Origin of the sequence: Halioglobus maricola (assembly GCF_009388985.1) — a bacterium.
Taxonomy (GTDB): domain Bacteria; phylum Pseudomonadota; class Gammaproteobacteria; order Pseudomonadales; family Halieaceae; genus Halioglobus; species Halioglobus maricola.
This window is the reverse complement of record NZ_CP036422.1, coordinates 1,227,053-1,252,261: the sequence shown is the minus strand read 5'-3', so window position 1 is coordinate 1,252,261 and position 25,209 is coordinate 1,227,053. Positions and strand designations below refer to the sequence as shown.

Sequence of the window (25,209 nt, the reverse complement as noted above, 5' to 3'; positions counted from 1 at the left end):
CTGTTTCCTGCCTCAGTTACGGCGTTACTTGACGATGTTGTCTTCAATCATCGCGGTGTTTTCTTTATCACTGTTCAACTCCAGAACCTCTGGAGGCGGAGTAGCTGCGAATGTATTGCCTGTAACTCGGCTCACAGGCTCTCCCACGGTATGGAACAATTTGATGGGTGCACTATCAACAAAGTTGTTATCGCTGATGTTCGTCACTTGAACACCGTGCAAGTAAACAGAAGAAGCTTGTTTGTTTTTACTGCCCTTACCCACATTACGAACTTCAGAGCCGCTCAACAAAAAGTGAGGCCCGAAGGTACTTTCATCAGTACCGCCGCGATAAAGGTCAGCGATCGCGCCTTGCACATTGGTAAAGCTGGAGTTGCGTATCTCTACGTACTCCGCGTTATAGATACCGAAGTCGTCGTATTCCTTGTCCAACTTGAGAATCGCGCCACTGACATCACTGAAGCTGGAGTTTAAGATCGTAATGCTATCGGCCATCGTGCTCTTGGACACATTCACAATATTGAAGTGCCGATTCACATCAAGGTCGATGAATTGCGAATTCTCGATCCTGATCTGGTAATTGACGAGCATTGAGTAACGGCTGCTGCGAATCACGGAATTGCCAACATTGTCAGGCGCGCTGGCGCCGGAAATAGTGAGGCCACTGAGTTCCAGGCTACCGCCGTCGGCGATCTCGAACAGTGTGGTTCGCTCAAAATCAATTTCCACCTTGCCTTTAGCAATCAGTGAAACCGGTTTGTCTACAAGAATTGATTTTCCGACCAGATATTCACCTGCAGCCAGACGGAGAACATCGCCGGCTTCAGCACGAGCAACAGCACTTTTCAGCGCCCCCGGTGCCGCCTCGACATCGATGGTTTTGCCGGTGCGGAAGCGAATACGAGAGTCATTTTTCGGGTACCAGCTAACACCAGTATCACTCTTATCCAGTACGGCCAGATCGCGCTTTGCCCCGACGTTGGCCAAAGCCTTTGATGTCGGGTACAAGAGGCCATTCTTTCCCCGTTTCATCTTGACGCTCTGACTCTCAAACCCAGTAGCCAGCTGCGGGTCCTTCACTTCATTCAAGACGTTCCCGGCAAACTCGATTCCGCTGACATCATCGTAAAGCGTAAACGTATCGCGCCCATTTTCACTGTAGATCAGGTTAGCTTTGAAGGCGCTATTAATAGGTACTGCACTGCGCTCACTATCGCTGCCGGCAGCAAGCTGAATGTGCTCTACATTGACCAGAGAATTGTTTTCAATCAACGCCCCGTCTACCTGATGGTAGCGATTGATAGGAGAGTCCGGCACGCCATTCATAACTACCAGACCGCCACCAAACCGATATCCGGTAAGGCCTTCCAGGTAGTTGTTGCGAATCGTCTGGCGCTTGTTAATTACCCGAATTCCACCCGTGTGATCCACACCATTGCCAAAGAATATATTGTCCTCGACTACATTGTCGTTGCCATGACGCAGCGTGAGTGTTCCGCGCGACTCAAAGAACACATTGCCGCGCACCTGATTCTTCCCGGCCTTGACCGAGATAATCTCCACTTCACCATCGCAGCGATCGAAGTAGTTGTTTTCAACTCTAGTAAAGGAATCGGTCAGTGAGTGATGGCTGGTGCCAATACGTAAAGTCTCGCCGCCATTGGAGCCCAGGGTCGAACGCGGGCCAAAGTAATTGTGGTCGATGCGGTGATGGTTTTCCTGACTCTCGGGCGTATTCATGCGTACTGCCAGAAGTACACCTTTATTGCCTTTCCCTTCCAGATGGTTGTGGTCAAAGCGATTGTGCTTCCCGTAGATTCCAACCCAGTAGTCGGTCTCAAATCGCTCCGGGTTACTGAAGCCATCAATAACAGTTTCAGTGACGCGTGAGTGGTTAGCGAATGCGCTCTTTCCCTTGCGAAACGAAATAACCGCGTCGGTCGGTGTGTAACCATTCTTGAAAACCAGCCCGGACACAACCAGATACTCCCCCGCCAGCTGCAAGTTGGATTGGCCGGATATAACGACCTTGCCCTTGTCCTGCGCAGTAAGGGTGATAGGCCGGGACTCTGTGCCCTTGCCCTCAAACACGATTTCGAAGTCTTCCCAGATACCGTTGGCCAGAACCACCACATCGCCGGGCTCGAGCTTCGCAACTGCCTCGCGATACTCCTGCTGATCACTGACCAGCCGCTCTTCAGCAAACGCGCTTGCACTGACAATACTCAACAGAGCAGCCAACACAGGCCACCACGTCAATCTCAGGTTAATGCTGGCACCACGACCTGCCAGCTTGGGAGGGTGTTCAAACAACGTCTAGCTCCTTGGATAGCCTCACCGCACTAGTGATCGGCGAGGACCTACTGTTTTTTTAGAGGTATTACAGTAGCAATAATGTTAGTTCTGACAGTCAAAACTGTCAATATAATTGGCTAATACATTTGGATATAATTGGTCATACAAATAAATTTAACCGCCCGCGGCTATCTGTGTGCACCTGAATCGATAATACGGTCGGATGAAAACCGCTCACGGGTCTGCGACAAACGGCGCCTGACCTCCGCTACCGCCTCCTCTTCTGTCGCCGCGTGAAGAGCCTCAATCGATCGAGCAAAGTGTTGACGCATCGCTGCTCGCGCCGCCTGCGAATCGTGCGCTGCGAGTGCGTCATAAATTGCCCGGTGCTCATTCAGACGGATCTCAGGATCGGGCTTACACACCGACTGATGCGCAGTACGAATGTGCGCCAGTCCCTGCTGGGTATCCCACAACTTTTCAATCAGTCCTTCGAGCATCTGATTTTTAGTCGCCCTGGCAATAATGAGGTGAAATCTCCGATCGGCACAATCGCGACCCAGGCCTTCGACAGCATTTTCCTGCGCCATCACCTCAAGCTCCTCCGCAAGACGCTCAAGCTGGTCCGACGATATTAGCGAGGCCGCGAGCGCTGCCGCTTCACCCTCGATCAAGACCCGGGACTCCATCAACTCGAAAGGGCTGATATTCGCACCAGGGCCGGTAATTGCTGCGCTCGAAGCCACGTACATACCCGAGCCAGAGCGAACCGCAATCTTGCCCACTGCCTCCAAAGCTATAATCGCTTCTCGCACGGTCGGTCGACTTACACTGAAGCGCTCTGCCAACTCGCGTTCAGGAGGCAGGCGACTACCTATCGCATACTCACCTGACTCGATCAGTTGAGAGACCTGCTCCACTACCTGACTGTATAACCTGCTCGTAGTCATAATCTTACTGATTCCAACCCTGATCCAGCGCTCATAAAAAAGGCCTCGTGACCAAATTGACCGGAGATTCCAACCAACCTGAGCCGCGAGGCCAACCGCCAACCGCTAGGGGTTACTTCAAATTACATACGGTAGCTCAGGCCGAAGGTGATGCGACGATCCGTCAGGCCCTGATAACACAGGAGCGCACCTTCGTTCACACAGCTCTGCTCAACCTCTTCCTCGGTGATGTTGATTGCCTCAACACCTACGACAAAGTTGTCATTGATCTCATAGCTGATACTGGCATTGAGCTGGGAGCGATCTTCCTGCACCACTGGGAAGCCCCAGGGATAGCTGGAAGTACTACCAAAGTCTTCTGAGCGATACGCTTCACGCCAGGTGTAACGCATCCGGGCAGAGAGACCGTATTTCTCATAGTACGCAGTGATGTTGTAAGCATCTTCTGACAGGTCCAGGAGAGGAATCTCCATGGTCACAGTATCGGTTGCGCCCAGTGCATTAAATACAGTGGTCGGACGACTGAAGGCACTGAAGTATTCTTCGCTGCCGTCAAACTCCTGAGTCGTGTAGTTCGCGATCACGCCGAAGCCTGACGCCCAACCCAGTGAGTCTTCGAAATCACCAAGGTCGTACTGGAATACCAGTTCCCAACCTTTCTGAGTGGTTTCACCCGCGCCATTGATGACCTGTGACGTTGGCACACAGACACCGGGAGGGGTGCCGGGAGGTGCAAATACGTTGGGGTCAGCAATCGGGTTGAACACGCCACCCGCTTCACAAGGAGGCGTGGTATCGCGGAAGCCGTTCTCATCTTCAACCGGGTCCGTATCCTGACGAGTGAACAAGCCGGTGCGATCCTTGTGGAAATAACCAATGCTCACAACAGCGCGAGGGGCAAAGTACCACTCAGCAGCGATATCAAAGGATTCAACTTCTTCCGGCTCAAGACCTGGGTTACCCAGTTCGACAGCAGGGTTGGGGCTTGTGTCAAAAGTAAATGACGTTGAGAGATCATCGAAGTCAGGGCGGCGAATATCTTCACCCCAACCACCGCGAATCAGCACGTCGTCAGTCACGTTCGCCACCAGGTTAATGCGCGGCAATACGAAGTCGTAGCTGCCCTTGGTGGTTGTCCTGGTTACTTCATCATTTGTAACTGTATTACCAGTGGACTCTACGTCGGTATCGACATAACGCACACCGACATTACCCAGGAACATGCCCCACTCGAAGTTGGCCTGCAGGTAGAAGGCGTCAGTCTCTTCTTCGATATCGAAGAAACCGCTAGTGCTGGAGGTCGGCGAATCGATACCGCCTTTGTCCGAGCCGGTGTTCGCCTGGTGCTCAGCGATAGCGGCGTTCAACACGTCCTGCACTGCCTGCGGGCTGCTAATTGCCTGCTTGGGATCGAGTACCAGGAAATCCGGGAAGTAAAGATCGCGACCGTCGGCGTCATCGAAGTTGTCCGGGCCAGCGGCCAGAACAGAGGCAAACATATCACCGGAAGGCGCATCTGCCATGCTTCTCAGACCGTAGTTAGAACGGATTTGATTCTGGAAACTGGTTGTCTTGTTGAAACGATAACCGGCGTCAACAGACGTCAACACGGGAAGGTCTTCAAAGAAGTAGGTCGCGTCAATGCGGAAAGCATCTTCGCCGTTTTCTGCTTCATCCTGAGTCTGGTTGAAATCACGCAGGCGATAGTTGGCAGGGTCAAGCAACTGCTCCCTGGTAGGCGCATTGGCCTCGCCTTCTGCAATGCCAAACTCCAGCGAACCGCCAGTCAAGTCGTACTGAATGGGCGTTCCGTTCTCATTGTTATCACCCACCGCTGTGTTGGGGTTGATGAAGTTCAATGTGGAAAGAACGTTAGGCGTAGTTGTATCGTTCTCGGAAGTAGAGATCTCTGCACTTACCCGCCACTTGTCTTTATCCCAGGTACCGCCGAGGCTGAAGATGCTGTTCTCAGTCTCGCGAGAGTTGGTGTCGGTAGAAAGACGCAGGTTGGGGTCAAAACGGTCATCGTTTTGCGCAGGCAGAATGCCCTTGACCGCGGCAGGGATGCTACCGAGGTTCTGACGGCCATTCTCACCGTCCAGGCTTCCGAAGTTTACAGTTTCAAACTGAGTGACGATGCCAGTGTCTTTGAGAGTACTGATACCGGAAGTCTGTACGCGTGAGCTGAGCTGCTCTTCATCCTGCTCGCTATACATGGCATCGAAGTAGAAACTCAGCTCTTCGCTAGGCGCCCACTCCAGGGTACCGGCGAACACTGTAGTTTCACGCTGGTAGTTGTCGTAATCCTGCACGAAGAACTGTGCCGGGAGGAAGTGCTCGTCAGAGCTTGGGTTAACACCGGCTTCCACATAGTTATCGCGGTCTGCACGAGGGCGGAACGCTCTGACATCCTGCTCTGCCCAGCTGATGCTGGCTACAGCGCCGAAGCTGCCATAGTCGGTATCCCAGTTGTTGCCGAAGGTACCTGAAATGCGAGGCTGAAGATCGTTGGAGTCTTCTGCCAGCGAACTGTTCTCACCCTGGATGCGGGCAGCAACCAGCGGCTCATCGATGTCCAGTGGGCGAATTGTCTTCAGGTTGATCGTGCCGCCGACGGAGCCTTCAATCGTCTTGGCTTCTGAAGCCTTGGTAACTTCAATGCCAGCGATAATGGAGGCTGAAACGTCTTCGAAATCGATACCTGAACGACCGGTACCAGAACCTGACGTGGAAACGCCATTGATCTCAGTACGGTTCGCGTTGGTACCACGAATCTGGACACCGGAACCTACACCTGCAGTACGGGTAATCTGTACACCAGGAATGTTTTCCAGCACTTCCGCCAGGTTTTGGTCAGGCAGCTTACCGATATCTTCCGCCTGGATGATCTCCACCAGGTTGGCTGAATCGCGCTTCTGATCCAGGGCATTCGCAAGCGATGCACGAATACCGGTGACAACTACTTCCTCCAGCACCTGCTCCTCAGATTCCTGGGCTTGAAGGCCCATTGAGAAGGTTGACACTAGCGCGGCGGCTAGTGACAGACGAAAAGGTGCTGCGAGATTACGGGTTTTTGAGTGTGTGTGGGTCTTAGCTCGCATTATTCTATTCTCCATCTTTTAAAATTATGAGGTGATGCGATACGGCACAAACTAGCCAATATCCAACTAAGTGTCAACACAATTGATATGACCAATATTGTCTTACACCCAAGAAAAAGGTGGCAGAAAGCGCCCCAGAAGGGGCAAATAGCTGTTTTTAAACGGTTTTTCCCGAAGAGGAATTCATTGAGAAATATCAAATAGCGCTATATGACGGTAAGAAGTGTCAGACACCCCTGTAGAAGTGTCTGGCAAAGTTGCAGACAAGGTGTCTTTACAAGTGCTTAGGGCAGCAAACTCGAAGATCGGTTGTCATTGAGCGGCAATCAGGCCAGATGGGCCTGGAAGAAGGCAACCATTCTCTCCCAGGCGAGCTGGGCAGCTTCCGCATGGTAGCGCGGCGTGGAGTAGTTGTGGAAACCGTGGCGAGTCCCCTCATAGATATGCATTTCGTAATCGACTCCGGCAGATTTCAGCGCCGCCTCGAAATCCGGGCGCATTGCATTCACCCGCTTGTCTTCTTCTGCATAGTGGACTTGTATCGCAGCCTTGATCTTTGGGACCTGGTCGGAAGCGGCGGCGCTACCATAGAAGGGAGCGCCTGCGTTCAAGGCATCTCCCATCTCGGTAGCCAGGAAATTGGTAGTACCCCCACCCCAGCAAAAACCGGTCGCCCCCAACTTGTTGTTGGATAGCTCATGCGATTTAACATAGAGCGCGCTGTTAAGCATGTCCTGCCTGAGCTTGGCCTGGTCCAGGGTTTTCTGCATGGTGCGGCCGTCATCGTCGTTTCCGGGATATCCGCCAATGGGAGCCAATCCATCTGGCGCCAGTGCCAGGAAACCAGCGACGGCAAAACGTCTTGCGACATCTTTCACATATGGATTCAAACCGCGATTTTCGTGCATCACGAGCACGGACGGAAACGGCCCCTCACCCGCGGGCGCGACCAGATAGCCGCGCATTTGCCCGGAAGTGCCACCGGGAGATGGATAGTCTACCCACGTGGCTTTAATCCGTTCGTCGGTAAACATAATTTCCTGAGCGTGAGCGTAATTGGGCACCAATGCTTGCGCCATCGCCAGCGCCGCAGCAGTTGCGATCGTCAGCTGCCCTGCTCGCCGGAAAAACTCGCGCCGATCTATATGGCCGTGACAGTACTCGTCATACAGTTCAAAAACCTGGTCATCTATTTGATCCTGGCGCATTTTCTTTCGCTCCAACGGTTTCAGGTTGAGGTTTGATTGAGCCTTGTAAGGGAAAACCTTTCTCTCGTTTTCGACAATTCACGCTGCACCGCTTCTACCGCTTCCTGCTCCGTGCGCTGGTGCAATGCATTTATGCCACGACCGAAGTGATTGCGCATTGCCGTTCTCGCGGCCTGCGGGTCACGTGAGGAGAGCGCATCATATATATCCTGGTGCTCCTGCAAGCGTGCCTCGGGATCTCGCTTACACACAGAGTGATGGGCCGCCCGAATATGATGCTGCCCCTCCTGTACATCCCAGAGATTCTCGATCATGGCGGTGAGCAGCCGGTTATTGGTTGCAGCGGCGATAACCGCGTGGAACGCCCTGTCAGCGACGTCGGACTGATGGTTGCCGCTCTCGTTCTCCCTCGCCATGTCATCCAGCGCATGCTTCAATTCTTCGACTTGCTCATCACTGATCATTGAGGCAGCGAGCGCTGCCGCTTCGCCCTCTATCAGGACGCGGGTTTCCAGTAATTCGAATGGGCTGACGCTGTCGCCGACATTCGAAACGCCCTTGCTCTCAAGCACGTACACGCCAGAACCTGTTTTGACTGACACCCGCCCCATCGCCTCTAGGGCAATTACGGCCTCGCGAACTGTCGGCCGGCTCACGCCAAATTTTTCAGATAGCTCACGCTCCGCCGGCAGGCGTGTCCCAGCGGGAAATTCGCCGGCATCTATTGATTGGAGGATTTGCTCAACGATCTGTCGGTAAAGACGCTGTCGGTTATTTGTCTCAGTCTCGGCCATGCCACACCACCATGAGGCCGCTATCACTGCGGCCCAAAATTCATCTGTCTAGAGCGGTAATACACCACATTCCGATTGGTAAGACAATAATGGACATCCCGCTAATACAAAAACGTAGGCTCTAGTCCAGCAAATGCTGGTAGTGATCATGGCTAAAACCCCGATACTGCATGAAACGGCTACGCCTGGCTTTCTCCTTGATATCCTCGGGCGCTTGCGCGCCGAACTTGCGTTGATAGGTGGCCTCGGCAAGTGCAAACCAGTCCGGAGCTTCCGCTTCCATGGCTCGCGCAATATCGCCGTCGCTAAGGCCCTTCTGGCGCATTTCCTGGCGGATACGCAACGGCCCGTGGCCGCGGCCGATACGCTGACGCAGGAAGCTCTCGGTATACCGCTTATCAGACTGCAGGTTTTCCTCCGCGAGACGATCGAGTTGTTCCTCGACCAAATCTGCCGCCTTGAAGCGCTTATGGAGTTTTTGCTGGAGTTCTTTGCGGGAGTGTTCTCGCCGGGCGAGAAAGTTCATCGCGGCGATACGAACATCATTGGGATTGATAGCAGTGAGCTGATCAAACTCGCCTGCTTCATCGTCGTTATCGGGCCAAGGGTCAGACATCCACAAACTCTACATCCAGACAAATACATCATCAACACTACTGCGCACCGCAAGAAAGCCTGGCTTGACGCATTCCCCATCGTGTTTCTGATTTTTGCCGGGGTGTGCTGCTCTATGGCGCGATGGATAGCTCTAGCTATGCGCTGGAGTCGAAAGACAAAGCAATAAAAAAGGCGCCGGGGCCGAGAGTGGGATCTGTGGAGCCCCGGCGCCTCGTGGGAAAATCGGCAGGTTTATTCCTGCTCCGCGCCTTCTTCTGCTTCTGCAGGAGCCTCCTCTTTGGCTGCAGGCGGCTCACCTGTGCTGAGGGTCTGGGCACGTATAGCAGTCTCGATCTCGTTCGCCACGGCCGGATTATCTTCAAGGAACTTGGAAGCATTGGCCTTACCCTGACCAATCTTGTCACCCTTGTAGGCGTACCAGGCGCCAGATTTGTCTACCAGGTTGAGCTTCACACCCCAGTCGATGACCTCGCCCATATGGTAGATACCCTTACCGTACATGATCTGGAATTCAGCCTGCTTGAACGGCGGCGAAACCTTGTTCTTGACAACCTTGACCCGGGTCTCGTTCCCGACCACTTCATCGCCATCCTTAACCGCACCAATGCGACGGATATCCAGGCGTACTGAAGAGTAGAACTTGAGGGCGTTACCGCCGGTGGTCGTCTCTGGAGAACCAAACATCACGCCGATCTTCATGCGAATCTGGTTGATAAAGATCACCAGGCAATTGGTTTGCTTGATACTGCCCGTCAGTTTGCGCATCGCCTGACTCAACAAGCGCGCCTGCAAACCCACATGAGAATCCCCCATCTCACCTTCAATTTCGGCCTTGGGTGTGAGTGCTGCCACGGAGTCGACCACGAGAACGTCGATCGCACCAGAGCGCACCAGCATCTCCGCAACTTCCAATGCCTGCTCACCGGTGTCCGGCTGAGACATGATCAGGTCATCCATTTGAACGCCCAATTTCTCAGCGTAAATGGGGTCCAGGGCGTGTTCCGCATCAATAAATGCGGCGGTGCCACCGGCCTTCTGGGCCTCGGCGATCACCTGCAGCGTAAGGGTTGTCTTACCGGAGGATTCAGGGCCGTAGATTTCACAGATCCGCCCCTTGGGGAGGCCACCTATACCCAGGGCGACGTCCAGCCCCAGTGAACCAGTGGAGATTGCAGGAATAGCAACATGCTCCTGCTCTCCCATGCGCATAACGGTTCCCTTGCCAAACTGGCGCTCAATCTGGGACAGCGCTGCGTCGAGTGCTTTTTCCTTATTTGCGTCCATATTTATGCTCCCTTTACCCTTTTTAGCTACTTTAGCCACTTTTTTCATCTCATCCCACGTACTAGTCAAAACTGCTCGATTAATTCCAAACTGCCCTATGGACTGCTACCCACGCAATTCCATACAGCAAAACTACTGTATATATACTCAGTGCTTTGAAATTGAATTGCAACCCCTCCAAGCCATTAATTTAGGCCGGAGGAAATCACATGTAGCCAATTCAGGCAGGTAGGTCGTTCACTCGTGTCCGCCTATAGAAGAGGTGAAGACATTCACCCCCATGTCATCGAGGGCCTGACAGATCTCGTAGGACTCACTGATGTCGTGCAGGTCGATAAGCAGTAAGGCGCCCTCTTCAATCCCGGCCCGTGCATTACCCAGAATACGGACGTGCTGCCAGGAGAGCAGGCCGTGCACCGTTAGCACAATCGCGGCCGTGATCAGAACCCCGAGCCCCACCGTCACCTGTGCTTCAGTAATGACCCCAACTTCAGCGAGGATGTGTAACACGAGCATCCCCACCAGCATCAGGCCGAACGCAATGAAGGTAAATTTGAGTTGGCGCCGCTGCAGAACCCGGCCGCTAGGGCCATGATCAAACTTGCTCCCCTGAGTAATGAGACCGGCCTGGTCCGGTGTCAGCAAGCTCATCCTGGCGAGATCGAGATTAAACTGGCGGCCAAGTGCCACCCTCGCGGCAGAAGCGGCTTCCGCCTCGGGAAACGTCGCCACCAACCTGGTGTGAAGCTCTTCTTGTATCAACGTGCCCTGGGTCATATGAATTCATGCTACGCCTCATTGCGGGTGATTGAAACTGCACGCTCGGACACGATCACAGACCGTACATTGCGAATCTACCCTCAAGGAGTAGTGTTGAGGTCGCCCTGAGTTATGGCATGCTCTAGACTGTATCAGTGAACAGTTGTCCAATTCGCGAGCCCCCATGTCTTCGACCCACTCCAGTGAAAACATCGCCCCTCAAGCTGGCGACGAAAGCGTGACCGTCCTCGGCCGCGCGCTCAACTCAGTACTCTCCGCCGGTCGGGAAATTCTTGCCCGACGCCGTCCCGTCACCACGGCCGCAGCCGGGTCCACCCAGGCCCTGGTCGACTTGTGCAGTGAGCTCATCGAGCATCGGGGTGAAGCGTCGGGGCTGGCACTTGCCCAGGAGATCACCGAAAGCTATCGGCAACTCTCCACCGACGACCGGCTGGAATTTTTCAAACGCCTCGCTACCGATTTCGACATCGATCGCGAGGCCTTGCTGACCGCAGCCGAGCTTTATCGACAGGACCCTGCATACGCCAACCTGCAGGAAATCACACGCGCAACCGAAGCCCCCCGGCAGAAGCTATTCCGCCGCATTAATACAGCACCCGATGGCACCCGTACCCTGGTCGCCCTGCGCGGTGAATTACTCAAGTTGCTGCGTCAGCACCCAGAACTCAAGCCGGTTGATGCCGACCTGAAACACCTGTTCGTGTCCTGGTTCAACAAGGGCTTCCTCGAGTTAAGGAGCATCGACTGGGCATCTCCCGCAGTGGTACTGGAAAAGCTTATCGACTACGAAGCGGTCCACGAAATTAACGGCTGGGAAGACCTGCGCGGCCGCCTGCGGGAAGACCGTCGCTGTTTCGCGTTCTTTCACCCGGCTATGGGCAACGATCCACTGGTGTTTGTGGAAGTGGCTCTCACCGATGGTATTCCCGGTGCCATCGCACCGCTCATCGATCGCAACCGCGAGATCATGCATCCCGATGAATTCAGCACCGTCGTGTTCTATTCCATCAGTAACTGCCACCCGGGGCTGGCGGGCGTCTCCTTTGGTAACTTCCTGATCAAGAATGTGGTGGAAGTCCTGAGGAAAGAAGTCGAAGGGCTGAAAAATTTTGTCACCCTTTCGCCGGTGCCCGGTTTCCGCCGCTGGCTGAAGAATGCCGATCTCGAAGGACTGGTAGACCCGTCACTGATTGACAAGGTCAAGGCACCCGTCAATCGCACCGTTGTCGAGGCCGAGGTGCAGGCCGCCCTCACCCGGCTTTGCGCTCACTATCTGATACGGGAAAAATCGGGTGCGTTAGCGAAAGATCCCGTAGCGCGCTTCCATCTCGGCAATGGCGCACGCCTTCACCGCTTGCACTGGGGCGCAGATTTGACGGGCAAGGGGCTGGAGCAATCAGGTAGCATCATGGTCAATTACTTGTACGATCTGGATAAGATCGAGATCAACCACGAAGAGTACTTCGACGAGGGCAAGATCAGCGCTGCCAAATCGGTAATGCGCCTACTCCCCCAGGATTAGGCGGTTAATGCGTTCAGGGCTCTCGTACATCGCCCAGTGGCCGATACCGTCGACCACATAAAACTCCGCCCCGGATTGCGCCGCGAGGAACAGTTCACGGCGCGCCTCAATGTTGGACCGGCCTCCTGCAGTAGCGTCACAAGCGCCCCAGATACCCACTAACTGCGCCTGAATCTCTGGCAAAATATCCGCGAGATCACTGCTTCTCGCCATCGAGCGGCTTCGAAACCGGTGCCGGGCGAGATTGTCACTGTGGATACACACCGCAAAATCGTCGATAGCTCCTGGGGTATGCAGCATTAGCCGCGCCAGATTCTCGCGGTGAACAGCAGTCGCTTTCTCCACGGGCACCTCAGGCCCCGGAGGCGCCAGCAGCGCCACCTGCCGATGCAGGGGGCCGAAGCCAGACGCGCCGATTAGGCTGCAGCGCAAACACTGCTCTTCGGCAAGCGCGGCGAGTTGCCCGCCGACCATCGCGCCAAAACTAAAACCGGATAACTCAAACGGTTCGTCACCTATCAGTTCGCACCAACCAGCGAACACCAACTGAGCAAAGTGCTGCGTCGTCCAGGGCCGTGGCATTTCTCCCGAACTGCCCAGCCCGGGTAAATCAACGGTCCATACACTCCGCGACTGGCTGAGCGCTTCTACATTTGCAGCCCAATGGCTCCAGGACCCAAAACCCCCGTGCACCAGCAACAACGGCGCACCCTCACCACCCCAGTGCTGCCAGGTGATGTGGGTTTCGCTGTGTTCGGTGGTGCGGATAGTGGCCCTGGCATGCAGGGCCGCGAGAGTTTGCTCAGGGGCCGGCATCAGGCCTGAAGCTGTTCCAGAATAGAGGAGAAGTCACGCTGGCCGTTGCCTTCATCCTGATGCTTGTTGTACAGCGCCTTGGCCAGTTTTCCCATCTGGTTGTCCACACCGCTCTGTTCGGCAATTTCCAGCGCGAGGCCCAGGTCCTTCGCCATCAGATCGGTCATGAAACCGGGCTTGTAGTCATTGCTTGCCGGTGCTGTTTCCATCACCCCCGGGTAGGGGTTATAGACTTCCAGCGACCAGTTGCGGCCAGAACTGGCTAGCATGATCTCAGACAACACCTTCGGGTCCAGGCCATTGCGGGCACCCATTTCCAAGGCCTCGGCACTGCCAATCATATGGATCGCCAGCAACATATTGTTGCATCCCTTGGCTACCTGGCCGGCGCCAGCGGGTCCAGCGTGAAAGATATTCTTGCCCATCGCGGATAGAACAGCTTCCGCTTTCGGGAAAGTCTCAGCAGTGCCGCCGCACATAAAGGCCAGTGTACCGGCTGCCGCAGCCGCCACGCCGCCGGATACGGGAGTATCCATAAAACCAATACCGGCAGCCGCGGCAGCTTCGCCCACCTCACGCGCAGTGGCCGCGTCGATCGTGGAACAATCGAGGCAGGTTGTGCTGTTATCGAGCTGGGCCAACAGGCCATCGTCGCCCAGGTAAGTGGCTGCCACGTGCTTGCCTGCGGGCAGCATGGAAATCACGTAGTCCTTGCCGGCAGCTGCCTCTCCGGCCGAAGCCGCGACGGATGCACCTGCAGATTTCAGGTCAGCACAGGCCTCAGGCACCAGGTCGAACACGGTGACAGCGTGGCCGGCCGAAATCAGGTTCTTGGCCATGGGGCCACCCATATTGCCCAGGCCAATGAATGCTATTGTTGCCATTGTCTCTATCCTTATCCTAAATCCGCCAGCGGGTTTTCAGCCCACGGCGCTGTAAAGAAGCTATCCAGAACATCCTGCGGCACATCGCGGCTTGCGCTGTACTGCCACTGAGGGTTGCGGTCTTTGTCTATCAACAGAGCGCGCACGCCCTCGGTAAATTCAGGATGACGCACGATGTTGGTCACCAATTGGATTTCGGCACGGAATATATCGGCCAGCCCCATGTGGCGGGTTTCCCACAGCTGGCGATGAATCCACTGCGCCGCCAGTTTGGAACCGTGGCCCAGGCTCTCGCGCGCCTTGGCCAGCCAGGGATCGTCGGTGTCCTGTCCGGTAATACGATCAATGATATCGTGAATATCTTCACCATCCAGCAACTGGGCGATAGTCGCCGCATGCGGCTCTACCTGCCCCGCAGGGGAGGCTGAAATACTTTGCTCGGCGAAAGGCCGCAGCACATGACGCACAAGCGCGTGATTGCGCTCAGGCTCGCCACTCCACTGCTGCGCGAGCAACTCATCGATGACTGCTTGCTTGTGATCACTGGCAATAAAGCGGTCTGCAATACCGATATAGATAGCGTCCGCGGCATTTATCGACGCACCAGTCAGGGCCAAAAACTCACCGGTCTTACCCGGCGCGTGGTTCAGAAACCAACTGCCGCCCACGTCCGGGAACAGGGCGATAGTCACTTCCGGCATGGCAATGCGGGTGCGTTCAGTGACGACCCGGTGAGAACATCCCGCCATCACCCCCAGACCGCCACCCATCACAATGCCGTGGCCCCAACATACAATCGGCTTGGCATAAGTGTGGAGGGTATAGTTCATGCGATACTCGCGGGCAAAGAATGCCTCAGCGTAATCGCAGGGACCGCCGGGCTTCTCTACCGCGGACTGGTGCAGTGCCTGCACATCGCCGCCAGCGCAAAACGCTTTCTCTCCGGCGCCCTCGATAAACACGGCTGATATGCTGTCATCGGTTGCCCAGGCATCGAGCTTCTCCTGCAGCAGATCTACCATTTCCAGCGTCAGTGAATTGAGGGTAGCCGCGACACTCAGTGTGATGCGACCGAGCTTGCCATTACCCGCAGCAAGTTCTTCAAACAGTACAGGAGCACTCATCAGGCGTTCTTCCACTCGGGTTTGCGCTTCTCGAGGAAGGCATTGACACCTTCGCGTTGGTCTTCGGTAGAAAACAAATCGACGAATTCGGTTCGTTCATCGGCAAGGCCCTGAGCGATACAGACGTCACGGGCTGTATGAATGAGTTTCTTACAGGCGGATACGGAAATCGGACTCTGCTCGCCCACCTGCTCAGCCAGAGCCATCGCACTCTCCAGAGCGGTACCGGTGGCAACCACTTCTTCTACCAGACCAATCTGCTCTGCCTTGGCAGCCTTGATACGCTCACCGCACAGAATCATGCGTTTTGCCCAGCCCTCACCGACCAATTGGGTCAGGCGCTGAGTTCCACCGGCACAGGGCAACAGACCCACCTTGGCTTCAGGCAGGGCCATCTGGGCCTGCTCTTCAGCGATACGGATATCACAGGCCATGGCCACTTCCAGGCCGCCGCCCATGGCAAAGCCGTTGATAGCTGCGATGGAAACTCCACGAAAATCTGCCAGAGTTTCGAAGGCCTTACCAAAATCGGCGGCCATTATGCCAGCCGCCTCGGGATCGCCGTCGGCAAAGATTTTCAGGTCGGCGCCAGCGGAGAAAAATTTCTCGCCCGCACCCGTAATAACCAGAGCGTAGATGTTCTTGTCGGCGTTCAGTTTCTCGACGAGGTCAGCCAGACCGGGCAGGCTTTCGGTGTCCCAGGTGTTAGCGGCGGGGTTGTCTACAGTGATTTTGGCAACGTGGCCAACGATCTCTACTTTTAGTTTTTCAGTGTTGCTCAGGCTCATTTAATGACCTCCAGTGCGCCGTCCATCAACAGGCGGCGGGAAACGATGACTCGCATGATTTCGTTGGTACCCTCGAGGATCTGGTGCACGCGCGTATCGCGCACATGCCGCTCCATGGGGTACTCCTTGATATAACCGTAACCACCATACAATTGCAGGGCGTCATTACAGACATTGAAGCCCACGTCAGTGGCGAAGCGCTTGGCCATGGCGCAATAGGTAGAAGCCTGACTGTCCTTGTTGTCCAGCTTGCTCGCGGCCAGGCGCACCATCTGGCGCGCTGCAACCAGCTCAGTGAGCATGTCTGCCAACTTGAATTGGGTCGCCTGAAATTCGGCGATCGCAGTATCGAACTGCTTGCGCTCCTGCACGTAGTTCACCGCTTCTTCCAGCGCCTGCTGGGCTGTTCCGATGGAACAGGTGGCGATATTGATACGGCCGCCGTCCAGCCCCTCCATCGCGATTGAAAAACCCTGCCCTTCTTCACCCAGACGATTTGCCACGGGCACCCGCACATTGTCGAAGGTAACCATACGGGTAGGCTGGGCGTTCCAGCCCATTTTCTCTTCCTTTTTGCCGTAGGTAATGCCCTCGGCGTCCGCGGGAACAAGCAGCGCAGAAATACCTTTGGGACCGGGGCCACCCGTACGCAGCATGACCACCAGGACATCGGTATCACCCGCACCGGAAATAAACACCTTGGCACCGTTCACCACATAGTCCTCGCCATCCCGTTCTGCAGTTGTGCGCAGGGAGGCCGCATCGGAACCGGCACCGGGTTCGGTGAGGCAGTAGGAGGCGAGCTTGCTACCCATCACCAGCTCGGGACACCACGCATCTATGGTCGACGCCGAGCAGTACTTGCCGATCATATTGGTCGCCATATTGTGGATGGTGAGGAACGCGGCGGTTGCCGTGCATCCCTTGGCCAATTCTTCGACGATAAGGCTGGCGTCGAGGCGACTCATACCCAGACCGCCAGCCTCTTCCGGGGTATACATACCCATAAAGCCAAGCTCACCGGCCTGGGCCAGGGCATCCTTGGGGAAGATAGATTTCTCGTCCCACTCCGCGGCATTGGGAGCCAGAACACCTTCAGCAAATGCGCGAGCGCTGTCGGCGAAGGCAATCTGATCTTCGTTCAGGGAAAAATCCAAGGCTCTTCTCCTTCCGGTTTTAGTCGAACTTCGCCATCACGGAACCAAACAACTCTTCGTCGGATGGGATCACCTTGGTCTCTGCCAATGGCTTGGATACCCAGGTCTCGTTGACGAGGTCGCGCCAGGTGATGTTGTGATTGATGGAATTGCCACCCCAGGAACCGCAGCCCAGGGAGAAGGTCTGGCGCATGCCGTTCCACAGGTTGCCCGAGTTAGAGGCCGCCTGGGGCTGATTCACCATGACTCGGGAAGTGCGAGTGGCACCGGCCAGCTTCATGATGTTTTCATCGTTGTAGGAGTAGATACCACAGCTGTGGCCTTGACCCTGGTAGGCCTGGATCTGGTTGGTCAGCTCGATAGCCTCATCGATATCCTTGACCTTATACAGGGCCATAGTGACAGTCAGCTTCTCGCCGGAGAAGGGGTAGTCGGCGCCGGCACCCGTTTCCGGAACGATCAGGAAAGTCTTGCCCTCGGGCAGGTCAATGCCAGCTTTGCCGGTAATATTCATTGCCGACTGGGCAACAACGCCGGCATTCAGGTGGCCGTCTTCCCAGATCACGCTCTGCAGTTTGGCCTTATCCTCGCCTTCAACAACAAAGCCGCCCTCGTGCTTCAGCTTTTCCAGAAACTCGTCGTAAATAGATTCGAAGACCAGTACAGAGTTATCGGAAGAGCAAGATGCAGCCAGATCCAACGTCTTGGACGTGCGGATCTTGTCAGCAGCCTCATCGAGGTCTGCAGAATCATCGACGGTGATAACCGCGTTACCCACACCCACGCCAAGAGCCGGGGTACCGGAAGAGTAAGCCGCGGTCACCATGGCCTCTCCACCTGTGGCAAGGACCCGGTCGCACTGGGCCATCAGCTCATTGGTCTTGTCCAGCGACGGCACGTCGATGCTCTGCACCAGATCTGCCGGGGCGCCACAGCGCTCCAGGGCGTCGCGCATGTAGTCACAGATTTTCTTGTTGGTCAGCTTGGCGCGGGGATGCGGTGCCACAATGATTGCGTTGCGGCCTTTTACAGCTGAGATTCCCTTGATCACCGGTGTCGCTTCCGGGTTGGTGGAGGGCGACAGTGCGCCAATCACACCTACGGGCTTGGCGATTTTGACGATATTACGCTCAGGCAATTCCTCAATCACGCCGACGGATTTGTCGTTAATGATATCCAGCAGCGTCGCGCGGGTCTTGCGATGGATTTTAAGATACTTGCCGTCGTAGTTACCCAGCTGAGTCTCTTCGACGGTAAAGCGGGCGATTTCTTCTGAGCGATCTTCGCGAGCTACGGCATAGACCATGGCTGTAATCAGCTCGTCCACTTGCTCCTGCGTGTAGTCGGCGATCTGCTCCTGGGCGGCGCGGGCGCGCGCCATCATCTCGGCAACTTCCTGTGCGGGGCTCTTCTCTTCTGACATGACTGTTCCTCTCAAAAAGGGCTTTTCTAAAGTGCGGAGAATTCTAGCACCGGCCTCAGGGGGGCCACATTGACTAAGTTGCGAATTTTATGGACTATATTGCGCTATGAGTGCACCTTCAAAATGGCCCCTTCCGACCCGCGGCGTGCGGTTTATCACCCCCACCTTCATGGTCGAGAAACTCGCTCGACACCCTTTAACCAAAGAGTGTTACCCCACCGCTATGGGTTACTACCCAGAGGCCGCAGGCCACCGTATGTTGCGCGATCGCCACGATGACAACCTGCTCCTATATTGCACTACCGGCAAGGGCAGGCTGGAAACCGATGAATGGAGCGGCGAAATCACCCCGGGACAATTGATGCTGCTGCCCCAGGGGCTACCCCACGCCTATCAGGCTGACGAAAAGGACCCCTGGACGCTCTACTGGATCCACTTTCAGGGTGCCAGCACACTGCTATTTATGCAGTACCTTGGCTACCGCGACGGCAAACCTGTGGCCGAAGCCGGTGTATCGCCACTATTGATCGGCGCCTTCGCCAATTTGCTCGAGGTTCGCCGCACCGGTTACTCAACCCGAGCATTTATCAATGCCTCCAATCACCTGCGCCACCTCATGACCCAGGTCAGCATGGAAATCAGTGCGCATGCCGGACGTTTGCAATCGGGCTTTGAGCTCGAGCAGCTTCAGGCCTTCATGCTGGAACACATCGACCAACAAGTCACTCTGGAAGATCTGGCGGCTGTGGCGAACATGTCCAAATACCACTTCAGTAATCGCTACAAGCAGCTCACCGGATATTCGCCCATCAAACATTTCCTGAACATGAAAATGGAGCACGCCTGCCATCTGTTAGATGCCACCGACCTCGGCATCGGCGAAATCGCTCGTCAGGTGGGCTACGACGACCAGATGTACTTCTCTCGCTTGTTCAGCAAAACCATCGGCGCATCGCCACGGGGCTACCGCAATTCGACCCGCAAGTAGGCTCCGCAGGAGCGTGGCTTTGGGGTATCCTTGACCCCTTGTTTTGCTGGAGATCACCGTGAAAAACATCGTCGCCACCCTCGCCTGCGCCGCCCTGCTCATATCCGCGCCCAACTTTGCGGCCAACATGGCAACGGTAGCCCACTCCACGGCGAATAACGGGCAACTGGTAATGGAAGACGTTCCAGCCATTCCCGCACAGATCGAAACCGATCTGCGGCGCTACCAGAATGTACGTTCGGCGAGCTTCCGCGCCTGGACACCCGATGCAGACGGGCTTTATGTAAGCACCCGTTTTGGTGACGTCGCCCAGCTACACAAAGTGACCAGGCCCGGCGGGGCGCGCACCCAGCTAACGTTTTTTGATGAGCCTGTGCGCAGCGTGCGAAACCAGCCCGGCGGTTCAGCGCTGGCTTTCACCATGGACACTGGCGGCAACGAAAATGCCCAGATCTACCTACTGGAACCGGACTCAAGCGATGAACCTGCCATGCTCACCGATGGCGAGTCGCTTAATGCCAGCCTGGTGTGGGATCAGGCGGGCGAGCGCATCGCCTATCGCAGCACCCGGCGCAACGGCTCCTCCAATGACATCTGGGTAATGGAAGTAGGCAAACCCGACGAAGCGAGAATGGTGTTTGAGTCACCCGACGGCAGCTACTGGTTGCCCGTGGACTTCAGCGCCGACGGCCGCTTCCTGCTGTTCTCCAACCTGGTGAGCAACGGCGATTCGAGGGTGCATCTGCTGGATCTTGAAAGCGGCGATCACCAGCGGCTGGCGGGTGACCCCGCATCACCGAGCCGCAGCGATGCGGTGGGCTTTGACGAAACCGGACAAGGCTTCTGGTACACCACCGACATGGCTGGTGATTTCCGCCAGCTGGCCTGGCAATCGGTGAAACTGGGTGACGAACCGATACTGGTGACTGCCGACATCCCCTGGCATATCGACCGCGTTAGCCTCAGCGAGGACCGCGGCCGTCTCGCGTTTGCCGCCAACGAAAACGGCTTCTCCCAGCTTTACCTGCTGGACAGCGCAAAGAAGCGCTACAAACCAGTTAAGGATATTCCCATCGGCGTACTCATAGGCATGGGTTTCAGCCCCGACAATAAGCATCTGGCCCTGACACTAAACACCCCCGCCACACCCTCGGACACTTTCGTCCTGGAGCTGGGTCGCAAGGCCACCAGCTATGGCGACCTGACACGCTGGACCTTCAGCGAGGTGGGCGGCCTGGACACCGCAGGCTTTGTCGAACCGGAGCTGATCCAATACCCCACTTTCGACAGCGACTCGGGTGGCCCCGAAGCCATTCCCGCCTGGTTTTACAAACCGGCTGGAAAAGGCCCGCACCCGGTCATAATTTCTATCCACGGCGGCCCGGAATCTCAGGCGCGCCCCTACTTTTCCAGTACCTACCAGCTCTGGCTGGAAAAACTCGGCGCTGCAGTGCTGGTACCGAATGTGCGCGGTTCCAACGGCTACGGCAAGCACTACATGGAGCTGGACAACGGGTTCAAGCGCGAGGATTCGGTGCGTGACATTGGCGCTCTGCTCGACTGGATCGCCACCCAGGGTGACCTGGACACCGACCGCGTCGCAGTGCTCGGCGGCAGTTACGGTGGCTACATGGTGCTGGCCAGCGCGGCGCACTATAGTGACAGACTTAAGGCGGCCGTGGATATCGTTGGCATCAGCAGCTTCGTGACCTTTCTGGAAAACACGCAGGACTACCGCCGCGACCACCGCCGCGGCGAGTATGGCGATGAACGCGACCCGCAAATGCGTGCCCACCTCGAAGCGATCAGCCCGCTGAACAACGTGGAAAAAATCCAGTTGCCGATGCTTGTGGTACAGGGAGAGAATGACCCCCGCGTACCGGTGACAGAGGCAATTCAGGTTGTCGCAGCCTTGCGCGAGCAGGGCCAGCCCGTGTGGTATATGAATGCCCTGAACGAGGGCCACGGTTACCGCAAGAAAGAGAATCGCGATATTTACCAGCAGGCCACTGTGTTGTTTTTCCAGCAGTTCCTGCTCCCCAAGGAGAAAAATGATGAACCTAAGTAAGAACATCCTGTTACCACTGACCCTGCTGGCAGCGCTCGCCACCCCTGCCCTCGCCGATGGCCCCAAGATCACCTGGGACCTGGACGATGCCCTGAAGCAGGTGGACCGTCAGGCCGATGACTTCCAATCGGCCATGGCGCGCGTGGAAGTGGTGCGACGCGACAATGGTGGCAGTGAACTCAGCCGTGAGACCGGCACAGTGTTTATGGACAAGAAGGGCAATATCCGCTTGAACGTCGATGGCGATGATCCACGCACACTGATGGTGACCAAGAGCTATCTCTATATTCACTACCCCAAACAGGAGCGAGTGGAGTCCTACAAGCTATCCAAGCACAAAGGCCGTATGGAACCCTACATCCGCCTGGGCTTCACCAACAGCGGCAAGGACCTGAAAGACGACTATCTGCTGACCTCCCTGGGCGAGCGCGACATCGACAGCAACCGCACTCTGGGCCTGGAGCTTACGCCAGAAAAAGAAAAGGCCCGCGCAGTAATGGGCAAAGCCCAGCTGTGGATTGATCAGGCGTCCTGGATGCCCGCCCAGCAGGTGATTTCAGCCTCCAGCAAAGGCGAGGAAATCACCCTCACCTATAGCTTCGTGGCGCGCAACCTGCAATTGAACCCGGACCTGTTCTCTACCAAATGGCCGCGCGGTACTGACAAACAGAAAATGTAGGGCCAACGGCACCACCTGAGTGGCGCCCTGCCCCCAAGAGATTTGCTATATGACATCGTGCTTTCACACCCTTGCAATGAGCCTTCGCGCCCTCTGCTTTCTAACAGTATTCACCCCGATACTCGTTGTGAGTTTCGCCGGCGCCCAGAACACAGACATTACTGAAGAACTCATCTCGCGCATGGAACAGACCAGGGCAGTCAACTTGGATGAAGTGGTTGCTGCACTCGAGCTGGAACGCTCCCCCCAAAGCTCGCCGGACAACTTCGCCGTACCCAACCCCTACCAGCCTCACTACATGGCCATCGAAGACGATCCAATGCAGATTACATTGCCGGGGCTAGCACCGGCCATACACCATCAGCAATCTATCTATGAGTGGACGCGGAGAATAAATGCCGGCGACGCAAACTCCAAAGTCTGTGCCCTGCGCTTTACCTCGGAGCGGCAACAGGAGTACAAGTTAAAGACCTTCAATAGTAGCGCAGAGGCTCGCGAGTCGGGCTACCTCGTTACGCATGCCAGCCACTGCGGTGCCTGTTCGTCGCTAGCCGACCTAGCGGCTTTTCTACGCGTTCGGGACATGACCACACCGTCACGAAAATGCACCCGGGAATCCGAAGTGGAAGATATGGCTAGATGCAGCGAAGCCCTCGGACTCAGTCGCCCCTGCGCCGAAGTCTGGGCCTACAACGCTGAACACACCCGAACGGAGTGCCGTGGCATCTGCTTGTCGGACTACGGATTTTTCCGCCTGCTATTCGGTATTGAAGACAAGCGTACTGTCGATGCCGATGGCAGGCTCCGTCCATGTATCGCCTGTGATGAGGCCATCTCGGGCCCTGCCTACAAATATGCTGCGGGCAGGACACGTCGCACCTCAGGTGTTGAAAGCGCCATTCCTCGCTCAAGCGAAGAACTCTATGAAGTAGATTTCAGAGAGTATTATCAGTTGTTCGGACTGCAGGCGCCCGAAGTCAAATGAGCAATTCTCAGAACTTTCATTTCCACCCCAAGCAGTAAGAGAACGGACCATGACCACCGCATCGAAACCCAAATTATTCAAATCCATTAAGGCCGAGATAAAACGGCTGGATGACTCTTACACTTCCGCGCAATACAACGGCCTGCTGGCTGAACTGGATCATTACCTGCAGGCCAACCCAGAGCACTCCGAGGCCGCTGCTCACAAACTCAAGCTACTGCAAAAAGAAGGCAACGAAGGAGCAATTCGAGACTATCGAAAGAGCCTAGTCCATCACTTTCCAAAAGACGCCAAGATTTTGCAACTGGCATGCCAACAGGCGCTGAACGCTAAAGAGAGGGAAGAAGCAGCGCGGGTTTTACAACATCTTGTGGCGTGTGATGCCCCGGCGAAGGTTTTACTACCACTGCAGGAGAAACAAGCTGCCCTCTTAGGCAACAACAGGGAGGCCCTGTCTCTGGTCACCCGCGGACTCGAAGCGAAGCACTACAATTCCCCCGCTGTCGCACTCCAGAGAAAACTGGGATATGCAGTGGCGCTGCGCAACCCCAACGAAGGCCTCGCCGCCTTTGAAGATCTGATGACACTGGCCCCAGACACCAAAACCAAGTCGTTTCAAAAACTGGTGGAGTTGCTGTACCTCGAGAAACCTATAGACGAGGTCGCCACCCAATTACAGACCCTCAACAAGAGATATCCAGAAAATCCCAGTATTGCCTATGGCCGCCTGGTCCACTACCTATCGGTAGCAGACTATGAAAATGCCCTTGAAGTAGTGAAGTCGAACTGGGACGCGCTGAAGATAAATTACTTCCAAAAAATACTGAAATTCTGCGATAGCTACTACCCCGAAGGCGCCGTCAAACTTAAAGAGCTCGATTCCGCAGCGCTTCGAGAAAACCCAAAACACGATGCTATTCTGGCCAGAAGTGAGTTGCATGCGGGAAATATAGAGCGCGCGAAGCGCATCCTACACGACTCCCCTGACATCCCTGAATTGGCTTCCTACAAAGAGTGGGTTTTCCAAATCCCTATGCAAGAAGAGCTGCTCCGGCCTCCACTGGAACATGCGCCCTTGGACGACTGTTATTTCAGTCCGAAGGGAGATTGTTCTGCAACGATTCTGGTTTTTCACAGCAGTACCGGTGGAATCGGACTCCCCGTGCGGGCCTTCGACTATTTTCTTGCCCGTCTCGGCCTCAGCGCAATCTACCTCCGTGACTCCCCGAAATTTTTCTACTACAAAGGCATCACATCCCTGGGGCACGATCGTCCTTCAACCTTAGCCAAGCTGGCCGAGATCATACGGGAAAGAGGGAGTGAGAAGCTCTACACGTTTGGTTTCAGCGCGGGCGCCACCGGAGCGCTCCGCTACGGGCTCGAGCTGGGGGCAGACAAAGTCTGCGCTTTCAGCCCGGGCACGACCGCCGAGTTTACCCTCAACGGCCCTGAAATTCGCGGCAGAGCGGCAACCGCCAAAGTATTCGGTGACTTCACCGCGGACGACCTCTGCATGCGCAGAGCGATTGACATGGCCCCAAAACCCACAGACGTAAGCATCTACTACGGCCCGGACCAGGAATTTGACGCCATGCATGCGGAATTTCTCAGAGGCGCCGCCAGGGTCACCCTAAAGCCCTTGAAAGGCTTTGCCGGCCACGGCTCACTCGAAGAAGCCGTGCGTCGCTACGGGTTCCTGAATATCCTGCGCCAAGAGTTTTCACTAGAGGGGGGTTAGAAGCCCA

20 protein-coding genes are annotated in these 25,209 nt (G+C 55.7%); 6 read left to right on the top strand and 14 right to left on the bottom strand.

Features of this window, described 5'->3' with window-relative positions; translation table 11 throughout:
- Positions 1-24 precede the first annotated feature (24 nt).
- The 8 genes from EY643_RS05710 to EY643_RS05675 form a co-directional block, all read right to left on the bottom strand.
- Complete coding sequence (locus EY643_RS05710) at positions 25-2,313, bottom strand: polysaccharide lyase 6 family protein (protein ID WP_240732833.1); 2,289 nt, start codon at positions 2,311-2,313, stop codon at positions 25-27.
- Positions 2,314-2,483: 170 nt separating this feature from the next.
- Positions 2,484-3,245: a FadR/GntR family transcriptional regulator gene (locus tag EY643_RS05705; RefSeq protein ID WP_152661290.1), complete on the bottom strand. Its 762-nt coding sequence runs from the start codon at positions 3,243-3,245 to the stop codon at positions 2,484-2,486.
- A 122-nt stretch (positions 3,246-3,367) separates the two neighbouring features.
- Positions 3,368-6,346: a TonB-dependent receptor gene (locus tag EY643_RS05700; RefSeq protein ID WP_152661289.1), complete on the bottom strand. Its 2,979-nt coding sequence runs from the start codon at positions 6,344-6,346 to the stop codon at positions 3,368-3,370.
- A 326-nt stretch (positions 6,347-6,672) separates the two neighbouring features.
- Positions 6,673-7,554 (bottom strand): dienelactone hydrolase family protein, encoded by an 882-nt coding sequence (locus EY643_RS05695; protein ID WP_152661288.1) that lies wholly within the window; start codon positions 7,552-7,554, stop codon positions 6,673-6,675.
- A 20-nt stretch (positions 7,555-7,574) separates the two neighbouring features.
- Positions 7,575-8,348, bottom strand: a complete 774-nt coding sequence (locus EY643_RS05690; protein WP_152661287.1) for a FadR/GntR family transcriptional regulator — start codon at positions 8,346-8,348, stop codon at positions 7,575-7,577.
- A gap of 121 nt (positions 8,349-8,469) precedes the next feature.
- Positions 8,470-8,964, bottom strand: coding sequence for a regulatory protein RecX (locus EY643_RS05685; RefSeq protein WP_152661286.1), 495 nt, complete (start codon positions 8,962-8,964; stop codon positions 8,470-8,472).
- Between the two features lie 233 nt (positions 8,965-9,197).
- Complete coding sequence (recA, locus tag EY643_RS05680) at positions 9,198-10,250, bottom strand: recombinase RecA (protein WP_152661285.1); 1,053 nt, start codon at positions 10,248-10,250, stop codon at positions 9,198-9,200.
- Between the two features lie 237 nt (positions 10,251-10,487).
- Complete coding sequence (locus tag EY643_RS05675; RefSeq protein WP_152661284.1) at positions 10,488-11,027, bottom strand: hypothetical protein; 540 nt, start codon at positions 11,025-11,027, stop codon at positions 10,488-10,490.
- Between the two features lie 166 nt (positions 11,028-11,193).
- Between EY643_RS05675 and EY643_RS05670 the strand changes: the two genes are divergently transcribed.
- Entirely contained in the window at positions 11,194-12,552 is a 1,359-nt protein-coding gene (locus EY643_RS05670; RefSeq protein WP_152661283.1) for a malonyl-CoA decarboxylase, read from the top strand.
- Here EY643_RS05670 and EY643_RS05665 read toward each other — a convergent pair.
- From EY643_RS05665 to EY643_RS05640, 6 genes are read right to left on the bottom strand one after another with little or no spacing between them, the layout of a single operon-like run.
- Positions 12,535-13,368 (bottom strand): alpha/beta fold hydrolase, encoded by an 834-nt coding sequence (locus tag EY643_RS05665; protein ID WP_152661282.1) that lies wholly within the window; start codon positions 13,366-13,368, stop codon positions 12,535-12,537. The genes EY643_RS05670 and EY643_RS05665 overlap by 18 nt on opposite strands.
- Entirely contained in the window at positions 13,368-14,252 is an 885-nt protein-coding gene (mmsB, locus tag EY643_RS05660; RefSeq protein ID WP_152661281.1) for a 3-hydroxyisobutyrate dehydrogenase, read from the bottom strand. Before mmsB ends, EY643_RS05665 begins: the two co-directional genes overlap by 1 nt.
- A gap of 11 nt (positions 14,253-14,263) precedes the next feature.
- Positions 14,264-15,376, bottom strand: coding sequence for an enoyl-CoA hydratase/isomerase family protein (locus EY643_RS05655; protein WP_170287293.1), 1,113 nt, complete (start codon positions 15,374-15,376; stop codon positions 14,264-14,266).
- Positions 15,376-16,164 carry an enoyl-CoA hydratase gene (locus EY643_RS05650; protein ID WP_152661279.1) on the bottom strand — a complete coding sequence of 263 codons (789 nt, stop codon included), beginning with the start codon at positions 16,162-16,164 and terminating at the stop codon, positions 15,376-15,378. Before EY643_RS05650 ends, EY643_RS05655 begins: the two co-directional genes overlap by 1 nt.
- Positions 16,161-17,321, bottom strand: a complete 1,161-nt coding sequence (locus EY643_RS05645; protein ID WP_152661278.1) for an acyl-CoA dehydrogenase family protein — start codon at positions 17,319-17,321, stop codon at positions 16,161-16,163. Before EY643_RS05645 ends, EY643_RS05650 begins: the two co-directional genes overlap by 4 nt.
- Positions 17,322-17,340: 19 nt before the next feature.
- On the bottom strand, positions 17,341-18,744 hold the full coding sequence (locus tag EY643_RS05640) for an aldehyde dehydrogenase family protein (RefSeq protein WP_152661277.1): 1,404 nt from the start codon (positions 18,742-18,744) through the stop codon (positions 17,341-17,343).
- Positions 18,745-18,850: 106 nt separating this feature from the next.
- Here EY643_RS05640 and EY643_RS05635 point away from each other — a divergent pair, with 106 nt between their 5' ends.
- From EY643_RS05635 to EY643_RS05615, 5 genes are all read left to right on the top strand, one after another.
- Entirely contained in the window at positions 18,851-19,732 is an 882-nt protein-coding gene (locus EY643_RS05635) for an AraC family transcriptional regulator (protein WP_152661276.1), read from the top strand.
- A 58-nt stretch (positions 19,733-19,790) separates the two neighbouring features.
- Positions 19,791-21,800 carry an alpha/beta hydrolase family protein gene (locus tag EY643_RS05630; protein WP_240732832.1) on the top strand — a complete coding sequence of 670 codons (2,010 nt, stop codon included), beginning with the start codon at positions 19,791-19,793 and terminating at the stop codon, positions 21,798-21,800.
- Complete coding sequence (locus EY643_RS05625) at positions 21,787-22,479, top strand: LolA family protein (protein WP_205743159.1); 693 nt, start codon at positions 21,787-21,789, stop codon at positions 22,477-22,479. The genes EY643_RS05630 and EY643_RS05625 overlap by 14 nt, the downstream gene beginning before the upstream one ends.
- A 76-nt stretch (positions 22,480-22,555) precedes the next feature.
- A complete protein-coding gene (locus EY643_RS05620; protein ID WP_205743158.1) occupies positions 22,556-23,464 on the top strand; it encodes a hypothetical protein in 909 nt (302 codons plus the stop codon).
- A 49-nt stretch (positions 23,465-23,513) separates the two neighbouring features.
- Positions 23,514-25,202: a tetratricopeptide repeat protein gene (locus EY643_RS05615; RefSeq protein ID WP_152661273.1), complete on the top strand. Its 1,689-nt coding sequence runs from the start codon at positions 23,514-23,516 to the stop codon at positions 25,200-25,202.
- Positions 25,203-25,209: the final 7 nt, after the last annotated feature.

Bases quoted from the DNA above. Each gene is read 5' to 3' on its own strand.
- EY643_RS05640 (WP_152661277.1), bottom strand. From the start codon at position 18,744: ATGTCAGAAGAGAAGAGCCCCGCACAGGAAGTTGCCGAGATGATGGCG.
- EY643_RS05655 (WP_170287293.1), bottom strand. From the start codon at position 15,376: ATGAGTGCTCCTGTACTGTTTGAAGAACTTGCTGCGGGTAATGGCAAG.
- EY643_RS05685 (WP_152661286.1), bottom strand. From the start codon at position 8,964: ATGTCTGACCCTTGGCCCGATAACGACGATGAAGCAGGCGAGTTTGAT.
- EY643_RS05700 (WP_152661289.1), bottom strand. From the start codon at position 6,346: ATGCGAGCTAAGACCCACACACACTCAAAAACCCGTAATCTCGCAGCA.
- mmsB (WP_152661281.1), bottom strand. From the start codon at position 14,252: ATGGCAACAATAGCATTCATTGGCCTGGGCAATATGGGTGGCCCCATG.
- EY643_RS05670 (WP_152661283.1), top strand. From the start codon at position 11,194: ATGTCTTCGACCCACTCCAGTGAAAACATCGCCCCTCAAGCTGGCGAC.
- recA (WP_152661285.1), bottom strand. From the start codon at position 10,250: ATGGACGCAAATAAGGAAAAAGCACTCGACGCAGCGCTGTCCCAGATT.
- EY643_RS05615 (WP_152661273.1), top strand. From the start codon at position 23,514: ATGACCACCGCATCGAAACCCAAATTATTCAAATCCATTAAGGCCGAG.
- EY643_RS05635 (WP_152661276.1), top strand. From the start codon at position 18,851: ATGAGTGCACCTTCAAAATGGCCCCTTCCGACCCGCGGCGTGCGGTTT.
- EY643_RS05695 (WP_152661288.1), bottom strand. From the start codon at position 7,554: ATGCGCCAGGATCAAATAGATGACCAGGTTTTTGAACTGTATGACGAG.
- EY643_RS05650 (WP_152661279.1), bottom strand. From the start codon at position 16,164: ATGAGCCTGAGCAACACTGAAAAACTAAAAGTAGAGATCGTTGGCCAC.
- EY643_RS05690 (WP_152661287.1), bottom strand. From the start codon at position 8,348: ATGGCCGAGACTGAGACAAATAACCGACAGCGTCTTTACCGACAGATC.
- EY643_RS05675 (WP_152661284.1), bottom strand. From the start codon at position 11,027: ATGACCCAGGGCACGTTGATACAAGAAGAGCTTCACACCAGGTTGGTG.
- EY643_RS05705 (WP_152661290.1), bottom strand. From the start codon at position 3,245: ATGACTACGAGCAGGTTATACAGTCAGGTAGTGGAGCAGGTCTCTCAA.
- EY643_RS05665 (WP_152661282.1), bottom strand. From the start codon at position 13,368: ATGCCGGCCCCTGAGCAAACTCTCGCGGCCCTGCATGCCAGGGCCACT.
- EY643_RS05620 (WP_205743158.1), top strand. From the start codon at position 22,556: ATGAGCCTTCGCGCCCTCTGCTTTCTAACAGTATTCACCCCGATACTC.
- EY643_RS05625 (WP_205743159.1), top strand. From the start codon at position 21,787: ATGAACCTAAGTAAGAACATCCTGTTACCACTGACCCTGCTGGCAGCG.